Origin of the sequence: Burkholderia sp. D-99 (assembly GCF_011605345.1) — a bacterium.
Classification (GTDB): domain Bacteria; phylum Pseudomonadota; class Gammaproteobacteria; order Burkholderiales; family Burkholderiaceae; genus Burkholderia.
Window position 1 is genome coordinate 975,024 of sequence record NZ_JAAOXM010000001.1, and the last position, 12,756, is coordinate 987,779.

Here is a 12,756-nt window from a genome sequence, read left to right on the forward strand (position 1 = left end):
CACGATGAAAACGCTCGACATCGAAGCTGTGCAGGCGTTCGTGCTGACCGCCGACCTCAAGAGTTTCACGCGAGCCGCCGAGGCGATGGACACGACGCAGTCCGCGGTGAGCCTGAAGATCAAGCGCCTCGAAGACGGCCTCGGCCGCCGCCTGCTGGAACGCACACCGAGGCAGGTTCGCCTGTCGGCCGACGGCACCGCGTTCCTGGAACCCGCGCGCGAGCTCATGGCCGCTCACCAGGGTGCGGTCGCCGCGTTCGGCGCCGGCCAGCGGCGGTTGGTCATCGGTGTGAGCCACCATGTCGTCGGCGCCGATCTACCGATGTTGCTTCGGCGCATGAGCGAAGCGGAACCGGGGCTCGTGCTGGAGATCCGGGTCGCCGCGTCGCGCGACGTGCTCGATGCGTTCGACCGCGGCCAGCTCGACGCTGCCGTCACACTGCAGCACGACAGCCGGCGGCTCGACGGTGAAACCATCCTGTCGGAGACGTTCGGCTGGATGGCCGCGACCGATTTCGAGTACCATCCGCCGCAACCGCTGCGGCTGGCCACGCAAGCCGAGCCCTGCAGCGTGCGCCGCATGGCGATCGGCGCGCTCGACGAAGCCGGTGTCGCGTGGACGGAAGTGTTCGTCGGCGGCGGCGTGGCGACGATCGGCGCGGCGGTATCCGCGGGGCTGGCCGTCGCGGCGCTCGGGCATCGCGTGGCGCCTGCCGGCACGGTCGACGTCGGTACGCGATACGGTCTGCCGCCATTGCCGACGCGCGACGTGGTGCTCCATTCGAACCTGACCGATGCGCGAGCCCGGCAGGCACTGCGCACGCTGGGCGCGGCGCTCAGGTCGTCGGTTGGCGTGCGTTGATGTCGCACGAGCCGGTGCATGCCGTATCGTCCCGGCATCGGCCGATGCCGAACCAAACCACCCGGAGAGAAGACATATGCGTCCGCTGGACGAACTGGTAAACGAGCGAGAATCCGCCCTGCCGTCCTTGATCGAATGGTCGGCGGCAGCGAGTCATCGTTGCGAGATATTGCCGCCATCGGGCCGGAACGGCGAAATTCTGTCCGCCCTTCAGGTCACCACGCGTTCACTCCTGGGAACCCTCGCCTATTCGACGGGCGGCGTGCTTGTGGACGGAGGCTACCTTCGTCTGCTTGGCTCGGGCCATCCCACGTTGCCCAGGGACATCGTTGGCTGGAATCACGGGCGATCCTCCGGCTTTCTATTGGTCGCGGACGATGCCGTCGGCGGATTCTTTGCGTTGAACGGCGGTGCACTCGGAGAGGACACGGGCGCCGTGTACTACTTCGCACCCGACACGCTGAGCTGGGAGCCACTCGGGATCGGGTACGGCGACTTCGTGCGATGGTCCCTCGGCGACACGCTGCACGACTTCTATGCGAGCATGCGCTGGCCTGGCTGGGAAGCCGATGTCCAGGGACTGACGACGGATCAATGTTTCAGCTTCTATCCGTTCCTGTGGACGAAAGAAGGATCGGTCGAACGCAGCAGCCGTCAGGCGGTCGACGTTTCCGAGTTGTACGCGCTCCAGATCGGCGCCGGGGCCGCGACGTCAAGGCAACCGTGATCAGGTGGGTGACTTGCCTTCGAACCCGAAACGTCGGGTTCCGTGCCGATGCCGGCGCCGTACGCTTCGCTGTGCTCCGTTGCCCGCCGCCGCGTCCGACGGCACACTCGCCCTCACCTGACCGTTCGCATCGGTGCCGCGTTTCGACGGCATCGAAAGGCGTCAATCCGCGCCAAGGTAAAATTCTCGCTTCACCCTGCCCGCTCGTGCCGCCGCCCGATGCCTGCGCGGGTCGATATCAAACGCATCGCCAGGCCGTCATCACCTTGATTTCCTTACACATTTCATCCCGCGACGCATGAGTTACTCGCTCGCCACCCCCTGCATCCGCGAACTCGAAATCCGCAAGAGCCGCTTCATCGGATACGCGATCCCCGTCGAGGATCGCGACGCCGCGATGCAGGCGCTGCAACGCCTGCGCGACGAACACCCGACGGCCACCCACGTCTGCTGGGCGCTGCTGGCGGGCGGCCAGTCGGGGATGTCGGACGACGGCGAGCCGTCGGGCACCGCCGGCCGGCCGATCCTCGAGGTGCTGCGCCATCACGACCTCGACGGCGTGCTCGGCGCGGTCGTGCGCTACTACGGCGGCGTGAAGCTCGGCGCGGGCGGGCTGGTGCGCGCCTATACGGATGCGATCGCGTCGGCGCTGCTCGACGCGGAGCGCGTCGAACGCATCCGCTACACGCGGCTGGCGATCGAGCTTGGTTATCCGGACGAGGCACGCGTGCGCCGCTGGATGGAACAGGCCGGTTACGAACTGGTGGACAGTGCGTACGGGATGACGGTGAAACTCGTGATCAAGCTGCCCGAGACCGCCGTCGGCGATGCAAGAGCCGAGCTGTTCGATCTGACCCAAGGACGGTCGGGCTTCCCCGACCTGTGACAGACACAAGAGAGCCAGGACAAGCCTCCCGCTCCCCACCCTGCGCTGTCGTCGCGTCCTCACGTAAATTCGACCAAAAAATCAGATACGTCCGATAGAAAAAACGCTCGCCAGAACTTAATCTCACCGGGTTCCCGGCGACGCGCTCCGCAACCGTTTGGCCGGCAAACCCGGAGCAGCCCGCGCGAGATGCACCACCGGCCGGGAGCCGGGAATGCGGACACGCGGCTCGTCACGCGTCGCCAGTAATCAAAATCAGGTACGGGATAACGGACGCATGCAGCATGTACAGAAACTGCAAGCCCAGCTTGCAGAACTCGATCGGCGCATCAAGGTGGCACGGCGCCGCGAACGCAGTGCGGTGCTTGCGCAGGTACGCGAACTCGTCACGAGCTACGCGTTGACCGCACGGGAAGTCTTCGGGCAGGGATACAGCGATCGGGCGAAGCTGTTCACCGTCGGCGTGAAATATCGCGACCCGGTCACGGGGGCGACGTGGAGCGGGCGTGGCCGTGTGCCGGCGTGGCTCGTCGGGCGCGACCGCGCCGCGTTCCTGATTCAGGAGTAACGCGCGCCGCGTGGCACGGCGCGCCCCTTCACTACATCGAACCCGCCGCGACCGCTCAGTAAGTATCCGGCACGATCATGTTGTCCGGCACCTGCCGGCGGATGTAGTCCTCGTGATGCTCGCGCGGCGGCAGGTCGATCGGTGCGTGCGGCACATCGTGATACGGCACCTGCTGCAGCAGGTGGTGAATGCAGTTCAGCCGCGCGCGCTTCTTGTCGACCGCCTGCACGACCCACCACGGCGCTTCCGGAATGTGCGTGCGCAGCAGCATCTCTTCCTTTGCGGCCGTATAGGCTTCCCAGCGGCGGCGGCTCTCGAGATCCATCGGGCTCAGCTTCCATTGCTTGAGCGGATCCTCGATCCGGCTCTGGAATCGCACTTCCTGTTCGTGATCGGTGATCGAGAACCAGTACTTGACGATCTGGATCCCGCTGCGCACCAGCATTTTCTCGAACTCGGGCACCGAACGGAAAAACTCCTCGTATTCATCCTCGGTACAGAAGTTCATCACGCGCTCGACGCCCGCGCGGTTGTACCAGCTTCGGTCGAACAGCACGATCTCGCCACCGGCCGGCAGATGCGCGACATAGCGCTGGAAATACCATTGCGTGCGTTCGCGGTTATTCGGCGCCGGCAGCGCCGCCACGCGGCATACGCGCGGGTTCAGCCGCTGCGTGATGCGCTTGATCGCGCCGCCCTTGCCGGCCGCGTCGCGCCCCTCGAAAATGACGACGAGCCGGTGGCCCGTGCTCACGACCCAGTCCTGCAGCTTCACGAGTTCGCCCTGCAGCCGGAACAGCTCGCGGAAATACTGCTTGCGCGCTTCGCGACGCTCCTGCGAAAACAGCAGGTCGTCGTTGTCGTCGAAGCGGCGATCGTCGAGCTCCATCTCGAGCTCTTCGTCGTAGGCGTCGACCAGGTCTTCCTCGAAGCGGCGCTGGCGCGCCTCCATCGATTCGCTATCGGTGCGGTCGTCGGTCTCGGTACGGGTATCGTTGTCGCCCATGGGGCCTCCTTCCATCATTGACGCAGCCAAACTCCAACATTATCCCAGTGTCGCGCGTCAAATTCATGAAAAAAGGGGCCGGCGCCGGTCAGAAGCGGAACGCGAGCAGCACGCTGGCCAGCACGGGGTTCGCGGAAATGTCGAACGTGTTCGACGCGAGCTGCCGGTTCGGCTGGTCGATATCCAGCGTAATCTTCGTACGTAACGGGATATAGGTCACCATGCCGGTGATCCAGAACTGGCGCGTGATCTGGTAGCTCGCGCCGACGGTGAACACCGGCTCCCACACGCTCTTCACCTTTGCCGACACGTTGGTCTTGCCCGACAGCAGCAGGTCGCCGCCCGCATCCCAGATGCGCTGGAACAGCGACGGGTCGAGCAGCAGCGACTGCAGGCTGCCGATGTCCGAGCCCGCCGCGAGCAACCCGCCGAGCGACGCGAGCTTGCGCTGGAACACGGGATTCAGGTTCGTGTTCGTGAAGCGCGTATAGCTGATGCCGATGCCCGCGAACGGGCGAAAACGATCGTCGCGCTCGCCGAGGTAATACTTGAACACGACGGACCCGAGCCATGCGCGCGTGGTCGCGAGCGGGTTGCTTTGCGTGTTCGCGAGGTCGATCAGCGGAAAGCGCCCCTGGACGCCGGAAAAAATCCGGTCGAGCGGCAGCGCGATGCTGCCGTGCCCGCGCAGCGTCAGCACCGGCGGAATGCCGCCGCCAAGTTCGGCCGCCCAATTCTCCGAGAAAAAGTGGGTAAAGGTGAACGCTAGCGTGTTCGTATTGCTGAGCGACAGGCTCGAGCCCTGGTTCTGGAAGCTGTTCAGCCCGAGTGCGTCCGTGTGCGTCGTCACGGGCGTCGATCGGCCGGTCGTCGCGATGAAGTGCCAGCCGAGACCGACCATGTTGCGATCGTCGCCCATCAGCTGTGTCAGCAACGGCGGCGCCTGGGCGGCCGGCAGATCGGGCAGCCGCGACGGGTCAATGGGATGCAGTTCGTACGGCATCCGGTCGGCGCGGACGACGCCGCCGGCCGGTGCGTCATCCGCCGTTGCATCGCGTGACGTGGCCGGCTCGCAGCCGCCGGCTGCGCCGTTATCGTCGAAGCCGATGCCGTCCACGCTGTCGTCGGACGCTCCCGCGCATGCGCGCCCCGCCCCACCAGTGCGCTGACCGAGCGTGATCTTGCGCGCCGAAAACGGGATGGCGTCGGGTTGCGGCCCATCGACCGCATCGCCGCGCCCGCGGCGCGCCGGCCCCGCATCGGTCGCCCACGCGCTCGCATCGAACCCGTCCGCGTCGCCGCCCGGCCAGAAGCCGATCCCGTCGGCGCCGGCCTGCCAGCGCGGCTCGGCGTCGCCATCCGGCTGCGGCGCGCCGTGCGCGGCGGCCGCGCACGCGAACAGCGTCGCGCCGAGCCAGCGCGACAGCGGACGCACGACGCCCGGCCGCGCACGGCGGCGGTACTTGTCCCGGCTCGCCATCGGCTCAGGCCGGCACGCCGAACAGGCGTTGACGGATCCGGTACAGCGGCTCGAACAGCCATTCGAGCAGGCTGCGCCGCTCCAGCACGATGTCGGCCTTCAGCATCATCCCGGCCCGCAGCGACAGCGGCCGCCCTTCGAATGCCGGCGTGCGGTCGGCCAGCTCGACCCAGGTCTTGAAGTAGGTCTGCGGCGTGGCGGCATCGCCCGGCAGGTTCAGCTCCTTCGCGGAAAACGCGACCGGCGAGATCGACAGCACCTTGCCGCGATACGTGCCGAACTTCTCGACCGGGTAGCTTCCGTACGCCACCTTCACTTCCTGCCCCTTCTTCACGAAGCCGGCCTTCGACGACGGAATGTAGACCTCGGCGATCAGCCCGTCGGCCTTGGCGGGCAGGATCTCGACGACGCGCGTGCCCGGCGGGTCGATCACGCCGCCCTGCACGACGTCGAGCCGCACGATCTGCCCGTCGGCCGGCGCGTACAGCACCTGGTTCACGTTCTCGTCGATGTTGTATTCCTTCGCGTTCAGCTCCTCCTGCTTGATCTTCAGTTCCGCGTTCGCGCCGTCGTATTTGCTCTGCATCGTGTCGAGGTCGCCGCGCAGCTTCATCGCATTCTTCGCGAGCTCCGCACGGCGCAGCAGCAGGTCCTGGTACGCCTGCCCGGCCTGCAGGTACTGCGTGTTGACCTGGTTGTACTGCTCGAGCGTCACGACCTGTTCGTCGAGCAGCTGCTTCACGCGCGCGCGCCGTTCGCCGTACTCGTCGACGATGCGCTTCTGGTCCTGGATCTGCCGGTCGATCAGCCCGCGGCTTTCGCCCTGCGCGGCGATCTGCTGGTTGGTCTGCTGCACCGACGACTTGTATTCGAGCCGCGCCGCGTCGATCTGCTGCGTCACCTCGACGCGCTGCCGGTCGAGTGCCGCGCGCATCCCCTGCACGTTGTTCCCCTGGCTCACGAAGCTCGTGTCGCGCGTCACCGCCAGCAGCCGCTGGCCCGCCTTCACCTGCTGGTCCTTGCCGACGTAGATGTCGCGCACGGCCCAGCCCGGCGGCGCGCTGACGCCGATCAGCCCCGAGCGCGGCGTCAGCATCCCCGACACGCTCTCGGTGTTCGCGTAGCTCAGTTCGACGAGCGCAATCACGAACATCGCGAACATCGCGAGCGACAGGTAGCAGAAGAACCGCATCGACACCGGCACGTCGACGACGCCGTGGATCACGGTGCCGAAGGTCGTGCCGCGCGCGAGCTTGCGCGAAGGCTTCTGTTCTCGAAGAGCGGAGTTCCAGGTCGGCATGGGGCGGGCTCGTCAGGAGCGACGCCGCGCGGCCGCATCGATCAGCGGCGCCGGCATCAGGTAAGGCGTGAAGTGTTCCCAGAAATGCCACTGCTCGGGCTGGCGCACGAGCGCCTGTTCGAGACGGTCGACGATGCGCTGGTGCGTCGCACGCACGGGCGACGCGTCGTCGTCCGCGCCGAGCATCGGCGCGAGCGGGCTGGCCGGGAGTTCGGTGAAATGCACCGCGCAGCGATCGCGGAACGGCACGCCCGTCGCGTACGCGACGAGCAGCGGAATCCCCTGCTCGACCGCGAGCTTCACGCCGCCGCCGGCCATCCGCACCCAGCGGCCGCCGAGCCGGCAGCGGTTGGTCTTGCCGAACTTGCCGTGCAGGTCGGAGAACAGCAGGAACACGGGCGCCTCGCGCCGCAGGCTCGTGATCAGACGCCGCAGGTGCACACGCTCCTCGATGTCGATGAACTCGACTTCGCCGGCGCCGTATTCGGCGACGAGCCGCAGCGCATCGTCGAAGAACGCGCCGGGTGCATCCCGGTGCAGTATCACCATCAGCTTGCGGTCGTCGGGAATCATGAAGCGCAGCTTCGTGACGAACAGCATCAGGTTGCCGAAATGCAACCCCGCGAGCATCAGCGGGCCGCCGCGCGCGAGCGCCGCTTGCAGCTGCGCGTCGCCTTCGCACGCCATCCCGTCGATCATCGACTTCATCGATTCGAGGCTGTGAGTACGCAGCTTGAGCCCCGCGAACTCCGCTTCGAACAGTTCGCGCACGATCGCCGCCGACACTTCCCGCACGCGTCGCGGATCGTCGTTCAGGTGTGCGCTCAGCATGTACGCGACCGCACGCTCGATCGACTCGCGAATGCACGGAAAGCAGCGCAGGCATGCGCCCGAGCACCAGCGCATCAGCCGCAGCCCGCGTGCGGGCGACGTGCGCAGCGCGACGGCGCGCACCGCGCGCCGCACCAGGAACGCATAGGAAAACGGATTGAGCAGAAAGAGTCGTCCGAGCATCACCGCGTCTCCTCGGCCAGGCGCCATGCGTCGGTCGCATCGGTCAATACGCCGTCCTGCATCTCGTAGATCCGGTCGACCATCGACAGGATCGACGCGTCGTGCGTGACGAGCACGATCGTGCACGGCAGCGTCAGCACGTTGCGGCAGATCTCGTGCGTCGTCGCCTGATCGAGGTTCGACGAGAATTCGTCGAGGATCAGCAGGCGCGGCTCGCAATACAGCGCCCGCGCGATCAGGAGCCGCTGCATCTGCCCGGCTGACAGGAATTTCTGCGTATCGCCGAGCGGCGTGTCGTAGCGATGGTCGAGCCGCTCGATCTCGTCGTGGATGCACGCGAGCTTCGCCGCGTCGAACATCGCGCCGATCCGCGGCGCGGGCGCGAAGTTCGTGATGTTGTCGCGGATCGTCCCGCGAAACAGCTGATCGGACTGCGTGACGGCCGCGAGATGCTTGCGGTACTGCCGCAGGTTCACTTCCGCGAGATCGACGCCACCGACGAACAGCGTGCCGGGGCCCGGCCGCACGAGCCCGCAGATCAGGTTCAGCAGCGTCGTCTTGCCGCTGCCGGTGCGGCCGACGATCGCGATCTTGCTGCCGGCCGGCACGTCGAGCGCGATGTCGCGCAGGATCGGGCGGTTGCCGCCCTTCGGCGTGTACGACAGCGCGCGGATCGAAAGCTCGCCGTCGAACCCGTCGACCGGCCGCACGACCGCGTCCGGCGCGGGCTCCTCGGTCTCGGTCTGCAGCACGTCGGCGACGCGGTCCATGTGCACCTGCAGCACCTTGCGGCGCACGTAGAGCTGGATCGAATCGATGAACTTGTCGGCGAACAGGTTCTTGTACTGGATGAACGCGTAGATCACGCCGATCGTGCTCTGGCCGTGCATCACGAGCCACGCGCCGTACGTGACGATCACCAGTTGCTCGACATGCACGATCCCCTTCGAGATCGCATCGAACAGCAACTGCAGCCGCTCCTGCTGGCGCATCGCCTGCAGCTTCTGCGTGAACGCGTTGACCCACAGGCTGCTGCGCGCCGTCTCGGCCGACAGCAGCTTGATCGAGTGCGCGGAGCGGATGTTCTCGATCAGCAGCGCATCGGCTTCGGCGCCGCGCGTGAGGATCTGCGACATCGCGTCCTGCAGTTGCGGCTGGATTGCGAGCCGGCTCAGCGCGAACAGCACCATCCCGGCCAGGCTGATGCCGGCCAGCACGGGGCTGTAGTACAGCATCAGCACGAGCGTCAGCGTGCAGGTGACGATATTGAGCAGCCCGCCCACGAGACCGTCGACGAGAAACCGCCCTACCTCCGACACCGACGACACGCGCGAAATCGAATCACCCGTGTTGTGGAACAGGAAATAGCCGATCGGCAGCCGCGCGAGATGCCCGACCATGTTCGCCGACAACTGCTGCGACACGATGTTGCGCAGGTAGCTCTTGATGTTGCCGACGAGGTTCGCGTAGAGCGTGTCGAACAGGAACACGATCGCGAACAGGATCGTCAGCAGGTACAGGATGTCGACGTCGGTCTTCTTCAGCGCCTCGTCGATCGTCAGTTGCACGTACGACGGGCCGAGCAGCAGCAGGAGCTGCGCGGCGACGCCGCCCGCGATGCCGATCGCGAGGCTCTTGCGGATGCCGGTCAGACCTTCGAGGTAATCACGCAGCCGGATCCGGTCGGCCTGCCCCGCCCGCGTGAAGCCGATGTCCGGGTTCAGTTCGAGCGCATAGCCCGTGATGTGCGTGAGCGCCTGCGCGAGCGGCAGCTTCGTTTCGCCGAGCGCGGGATCGACGATGTGCACGCTGCCGTAGCCGACCTTCGTCAGCACGACATAGTGGTTCATCCCCCAGTGCAGGATGCACGGCGTCTTGAGCGCGTCGAGCTCGCCCGCGTCGAACTGCAGCGCGCGTGCGCGCAGGCCGAGATCGTTCGAGATCTCCATCAGGTCGAAGAACGACAGCCCGGAATCGATCCGGACCGGATAGCGGTTGCGCAGCGTGCGCAACGTCGTTTCGCGCCCGTGCCACGACGCGATCATCGCGAGGCAGGCCAGGCCGCACTCCGTCACCTCGTCCTGCAGGACCGGACGGACTTTACGCGTATTGAAGAGCATGGTCGGGCACCCGGGGCGCGACGACGCGCCGCCCCGGGCCTTCCGTTGCAAGCCGTGGCGGGTCGTGCGCGATACGCATGGGCGCAGCCGGCACGCAGCCGGCTGCGACAAAAGATCGGTGTTACGGGCCGCTTGGCGAGTCGCTCAGCGCGACGAGCCGAGCGACATCCGGAACTGTTCGACGGCGTGGGTCTGGTACTGGGTCATCAGGCCCTGGATCGTGGTCCCGATCGACTGATTGACGAGATCGACCGTATAGGCGGCCGAATTGGAGTAAAGCGACGCGCCGCCGCGAATCTGGCGGGCCTGTTCTTCCGTGATGTCTCGCATTTGTTGTGGCCTTTATATTGTCGGAATACCCGCCACCGTCAGCCAATTGAAATCACAATGGCTGTTCACTTTATTACGGGGATAATCCGGCACTCCTGCCTCCTGATAATCGCCCGAACCGAAAACAATGCATTCCGGATTCGCTTTATTTCCACTGCGGCGATCGATTCTTTTCCTTCTGTTTCGCAGCATTTCGCGCGGGGGGCGCCTCCCCGCGCACGGCGGTTACTTGCCGGTGTTATTGAACGTCTTCGGGTTCTGCAGGTAATTACCGAGGCTCGGCAGGAACTGGCCGAGCGCGGTCACCACCGGCGCGGCGTCAACGGCGAGGCTACCCAGCGAGCTGATCGCACCGCCGCCATGCACATTCCTGACCTGTTCCGTCGTCATGACCTTCATCATTCTCTCCTCGTAAAAAATAAAGATGATGCAAAGAACCTTCATTGAAAGACAAACGGCTTTTAATCCCTAGCGACTTGTTAATCTAATAATCACTGCGATTACGAGCCGAAATCAGGCTATCATGCGAGCGCATCGGAATTCAATGGAGGACACACTCTTACAGGCGCGCTTTCCGATGCGCCACGGGTGGCATGCATTCAAGCTGTTTGAATTTCAATTTCAATACGTTTAAATCCCGCCGCAATGCGTTGCGGCACGGGCAGGAGACGGAGACGGCCATGTTTGAAACGAGGCGCGCGAATCGCGGATCGGCGACGCAGAGTGCGGGTAATTCCCTATCAAGTTTTTCGACTAGGTGGAATCCCCGACTTGCAACCCTAACATTGTTCGCTGTAACAGTGACTGGCGTATCGGCAAACGCGCATGCGTTCTGCCTCGACACGGCCTACCAATACGCGTCCGTGCACGATCCGCGCTATCTCCAGGCGCGCAGCGAATACGATGCGGCCCGCCAGAAATTCCCCGAAGCACGTGCGCAGATGTTGCCGCAGGCCGCCGCGCAACTCGAATGGGGACGCTACGGTACGCACGCAAACCTGTTCGGCATCGACGTCAGCGGATCGAGCAATGCCGCATACGGTTCCGCGCAGGTCACGCAGGCGCTGTTCAACGTGCCCTACCTGTACGACATGCGGCGCGCCACCGAGTATGAGGAATCGGCGAAACAGAAGCTCGAGGTGGCAAGGCAGGACCTGATCCTGCGCGTCGCGAACGCGTGCTTCGACCTGCTGAGCGCGCGCGAGAAACTGCAGTCGGCCGACGACGAAGTGAACGCGCTCACCCGGCTCGAAAGCGATACGCGACGCATGGCACAGCTCGGGATGAAGACGATCGGCGATACCGCCGAAATCGAGGCGCGCCGCAGTCTCGCGGAATCCGACGAAGCCCTCGCGCAAACCGACGTGGACGCGCGCCGCGCGCGCTACGAGACGCTGCTCGGTTCGACGATCGATTTCTCGCGCTGGCCGCGGCTCGCGATGCGCGGTTCGTCGCCGCGCATTCCGTCGGGCGAATACGCGCCGCAGGACAACCCCGCGTACCAGCAGGCGTATCGCGACGTCCAGGTCGCGCGGCTCGCCGCGAAGCGCGTCAGCGCCGAGCACCTGCCGACCGTCGACCTGTTCGCGTCGTATTCTCGCGGGCTCAACCCGAACCTGCGCGGGCTCACCGATCGTTCGGACTTCCATCAAAGCGCAGTCGGCGTGCAGGTGACGATCCCGATCTTCTCCGGCGGCAGCGTGTACTACCGGCAGGTGGAAGCCGAACACGTGACCGAGCAGTACCGCAACCGGCTGCGCGAGGTCGAGGAGCAACTGGGCACCGATCATCGCGAGGCGCTGTCGGCGCTCGAATCGGTCGGCAAGCGCATTCGCGCGCTGCAGCAGTCGCTGCAGGCCGCACGTCTCGCGTACGATTCGTCGATGAAGGCGCATCAGGTCGGCTACAGCACGACGTACGAAACGCTGAACCTGCGACGCGACATCTCGGGCATCCGGCAGAAACTGTTCGACAGCTATCTCGATGCGCTGAAGCTGCAGTTGAAGCTGAAAAGCGTGCTGGGCACGCTCGACGAGCAGTCGCTGATCGCGGTGGACAGTTTCCTCGAAAGCAATGCGGCGAGCGGCCGCGGTTAAGCGCGGTTCGACGTGCATCGCCATCGCGCAAATGGTTGTACACGCAACCTTGATGGACAATGCCGATGCGCCCGCCGATCGATCTGCCGATCCATCGCAGCCGGCGCGGAGCGATAACGTCCCGTCGTTCGCGCAATCTTGCGTCCGACCCCGCTCGATCACCCGACGCAAGACACCATCCCGGATGCGCGCCACGCCCTCACGGCGTGCAGGGGTATACGCGATGTTGCGTCCAAAAAAAACTTTGCCTAGAGTGCATCCCATCGATCCGGCGGACAAAGACGTCCCACGATCGTGCGCAGCGCGCGCCCGCTAGCCCGCGCTTCGCCGGCCCCGCACCGGGCCACCCATCCGCATTCCCGTTATC

Annotated in this window: 12 protein-coding genes; 5 read left to right on the forward strand and 7 right to left on the reverse strand. The window is 65.4% G+C overall.

Features of this window, described 5'->3' with window-relative positions; genetic code table 11:
- The first annotated feature begins 4 nt into the window (after window positions 1-4).
- The 4 genes from HAV18_RS04240 (at window position 5) to HAV18_RS04255 (ending at window position 3,043) form a co-directional block, all read left to right on the forward strand.
- Window positions 5-862 carry a LysR family transcriptional regulator gene (locus HAV18_RS04240; protein WP_166953131.1) on the forward strand — a complete coding sequence of 286 codons (858 nt, stop codon included), beginning with the start codon at window positions 5-7 and terminating at the stop codon, window positions 860-862.
- A 76-nt stretch (window positions 863-938) separates the two neighbouring features.
- On the forward strand, window positions 939-1,589 hold the full coding sequence (locus HAV18_RS04245; protein ID WP_166953133.1) for a DUF2625 family protein: 651 nt from the start codon (window positions 939-941) through the stop codon (window positions 1,587-1,589).
- Window positions 1,590-1,887: 298 nt separating this feature from the next.
- Complete coding sequence (locus HAV18_RS04250) at window positions 1,888-2,475, forward strand: YigZ family protein (protein ID WP_166953135.1); 588 nt, start codon at window positions 1,888-1,890, stop codon at window positions 2,473-2,475.
- Window positions 2,476-2,752: 277 nt separating this feature from the next.
- On the forward strand, window positions 2,753-3,043 hold the full coding sequence (locus tag HAV18_RS04255) for an H-NS family nucleoid-associated regulatory protein (protein ID WP_166953137.1): 291 nt from the start codon (window positions 2,753-2,755) through the stop codon (window positions 3,041-3,043).
- A gap of 55 nt (window positions 3,044-3,098) precedes the next feature.
- On the opposite strand, the gene ppk2 is transcribed toward HAV18_RS04255, so the two are convergent.
- The 7 genes from ppk2 to HAV18_RS04290 all read right to left on the reverse strand — a co-directional run bounded on the left by ppk2 (window position 3,099) and on the right by HAV18_RS04290 (window position 10,692).
- Window positions 3,099-4,049 (reverse strand): polyphosphate kinase 2, encoded by a 951-nt coding sequence (ppk2, locus tag HAV18_RS04260; RefSeq protein WP_166953139.1) that lies wholly within the window; start codon window positions 4,047-4,049, stop codon window positions 3,099-3,101.
- A gap of 88 nt (window positions 4,050-4,137) precedes the next feature.
- Window positions 4,138-5,529, reverse strand: a complete 1,392-nt coding sequence (locus HAV18_RS04265) for an OmpW family protein (protein ID WP_166953141.1) — start codon at window positions 5,527-5,529, stop codon at window positions 4,138-4,140.
- A 4-nt stretch (window positions 5,530-5,533) separates the two neighbouring features.
- Window positions 5,534-6,829, reverse strand: a complete 1,296-nt coding sequence (locus tag HAV18_RS04270) for an HlyD family efflux transporter periplasmic adaptor subunit (RefSeq protein ID WP_166953143.1) — start codon at window positions 6,827-6,829, stop codon at window positions 5,534-5,536.
- A 12-nt stretch (window positions 6,830-6,841) separates the two neighbouring features.
- A complete protein-coding gene (locus HAV18_RS04275; RefSeq protein WP_347814728.1) occupies window positions 6,842-7,846 on the reverse strand; it encodes a hypothetical protein in 1,005 nt (334 codons plus the stop codon).
- Window positions 7,843-9,963 (reverse strand): peptidase domain-containing ABC transporter, encoded by a 2,121-nt coding sequence (locus HAV18_RS04280; protein ID WP_166953147.1) that lies wholly within the window; start codon window positions 9,961-9,963, stop codon window positions 7,843-7,845. The genes HAV18_RS04275 and HAV18_RS04280 overlap by 4 nt, the downstream gene beginning before the upstream one ends.
- 144 nt (window positions 9,964-10,107) lie before the next feature.
- Window positions 10,108-10,293 carry a hypothetical protein gene (locus tag HAV18_RS04285; RefSeq protein ID WP_166953149.1) on the reverse strand — a complete coding sequence of 62 codons (186 nt, stop codon included), beginning with the start codon at window positions 10,291-10,293 and terminating at the stop codon, window positions 10,108-10,110.
- Window positions 10,294-10,518: 225 nt separating this feature from the next.
- Entirely contained in the window at window positions 10,519-10,692 is a 174-nt protein-coding gene (locus tag HAV18_RS04290; protein ID WP_006495012.1) for a hypothetical protein, read from the reverse strand.
- A 281-nt stretch (window positions 10,693-10,973) separates the two neighbouring features.
- On the opposite strand from HAV18_RS04290, the gene HAV18_RS04295 reads away from it, so the two are divergent.
- Window positions 10,974-12,389, forward strand: coding sequence for a TolC family protein (locus HAV18_RS04295; RefSeq protein ID WP_166953150.1), 1,416 nt, complete (start codon window positions 10,974-10,976; stop codon window positions 12,387-12,389).
- Window positions 12,390-12,756: the final 367 nt, after the last annotated feature.

Coding starts and splice junctions, on each gene's coding strand:
- HAV18_RS04240 (WP_166953131.1), top strand. CDS start 5: ATGAAAACGCTCGACATCGAAGCTGTGCAGGCGTTCGTGCTGACCGCC.
- HAV18_RS04245 (WP_166953133.1), top strand. CDS start 939: ATGCGTCCGCTGGACGAACTGGTAAACGAGCGAGAATCCGCCCTGCCG.
- HAV18_RS04250 (WP_166953135.1), top strand. CDS start 1,888: ATGAGTTACTCGCTCGCCACCCCCTGCATCCGCGAACTCGAAATCCGC.
- HAV18_RS04255 (WP_166953137.1), top strand. CDS start 2,753: ATGCAGCATGTACAGAAACTGCAAGCCCAGCTTGCAGAACTCGATCGG.
- ppk2 (WP_166953139.1), bottom strand. CDS start 4,049: ATGGGCGACAACGATACCCGTACCGAGACCGACGACCGCACCGATAGC.
- HAV18_RS04265 (WP_166953141.1), bottom strand. CDS start 5,529: ATGGCGAGCCGGGACAAGTACCGCCGCCGTGCGCGGCCGGGCGTCGTG.
- HAV18_RS04270 (WP_166953143.1), bottom strand. CDS start 6,829: ATGCCGACCTGGAACTCCGCTCTTCGAGAACAGAAGCCTTCGCGCAAG.
- HAV18_RS04280 (WP_166953147.1), bottom strand. CDS start 9,963: ATGCTCTTCAATACGCGTAAAGTCCGTCCGGTCCTGCAGGACGAGGTG.
- HAV18_RS04285 (WP_166953149.1), bottom strand. CDS start 10,293: ATGCGAGACATCACGGAAGAACAGGCCCGCCAGATTCGCGGCGGCGCG.
- HAV18_RS04290 (WP_006495012.1), bottom strand. CDS start 10,692: ATGAAGGTCATGACGACGGAACAGGTCAGGAATGTGCATGGCGGCGGT.
- HAV18_RS04295 (WP_166953150.1), top strand. CDS start 10,974: ATGTTTGAAACGAGGCGCGCGAATCGCGGATCGGCGACGCAGAGTGCG.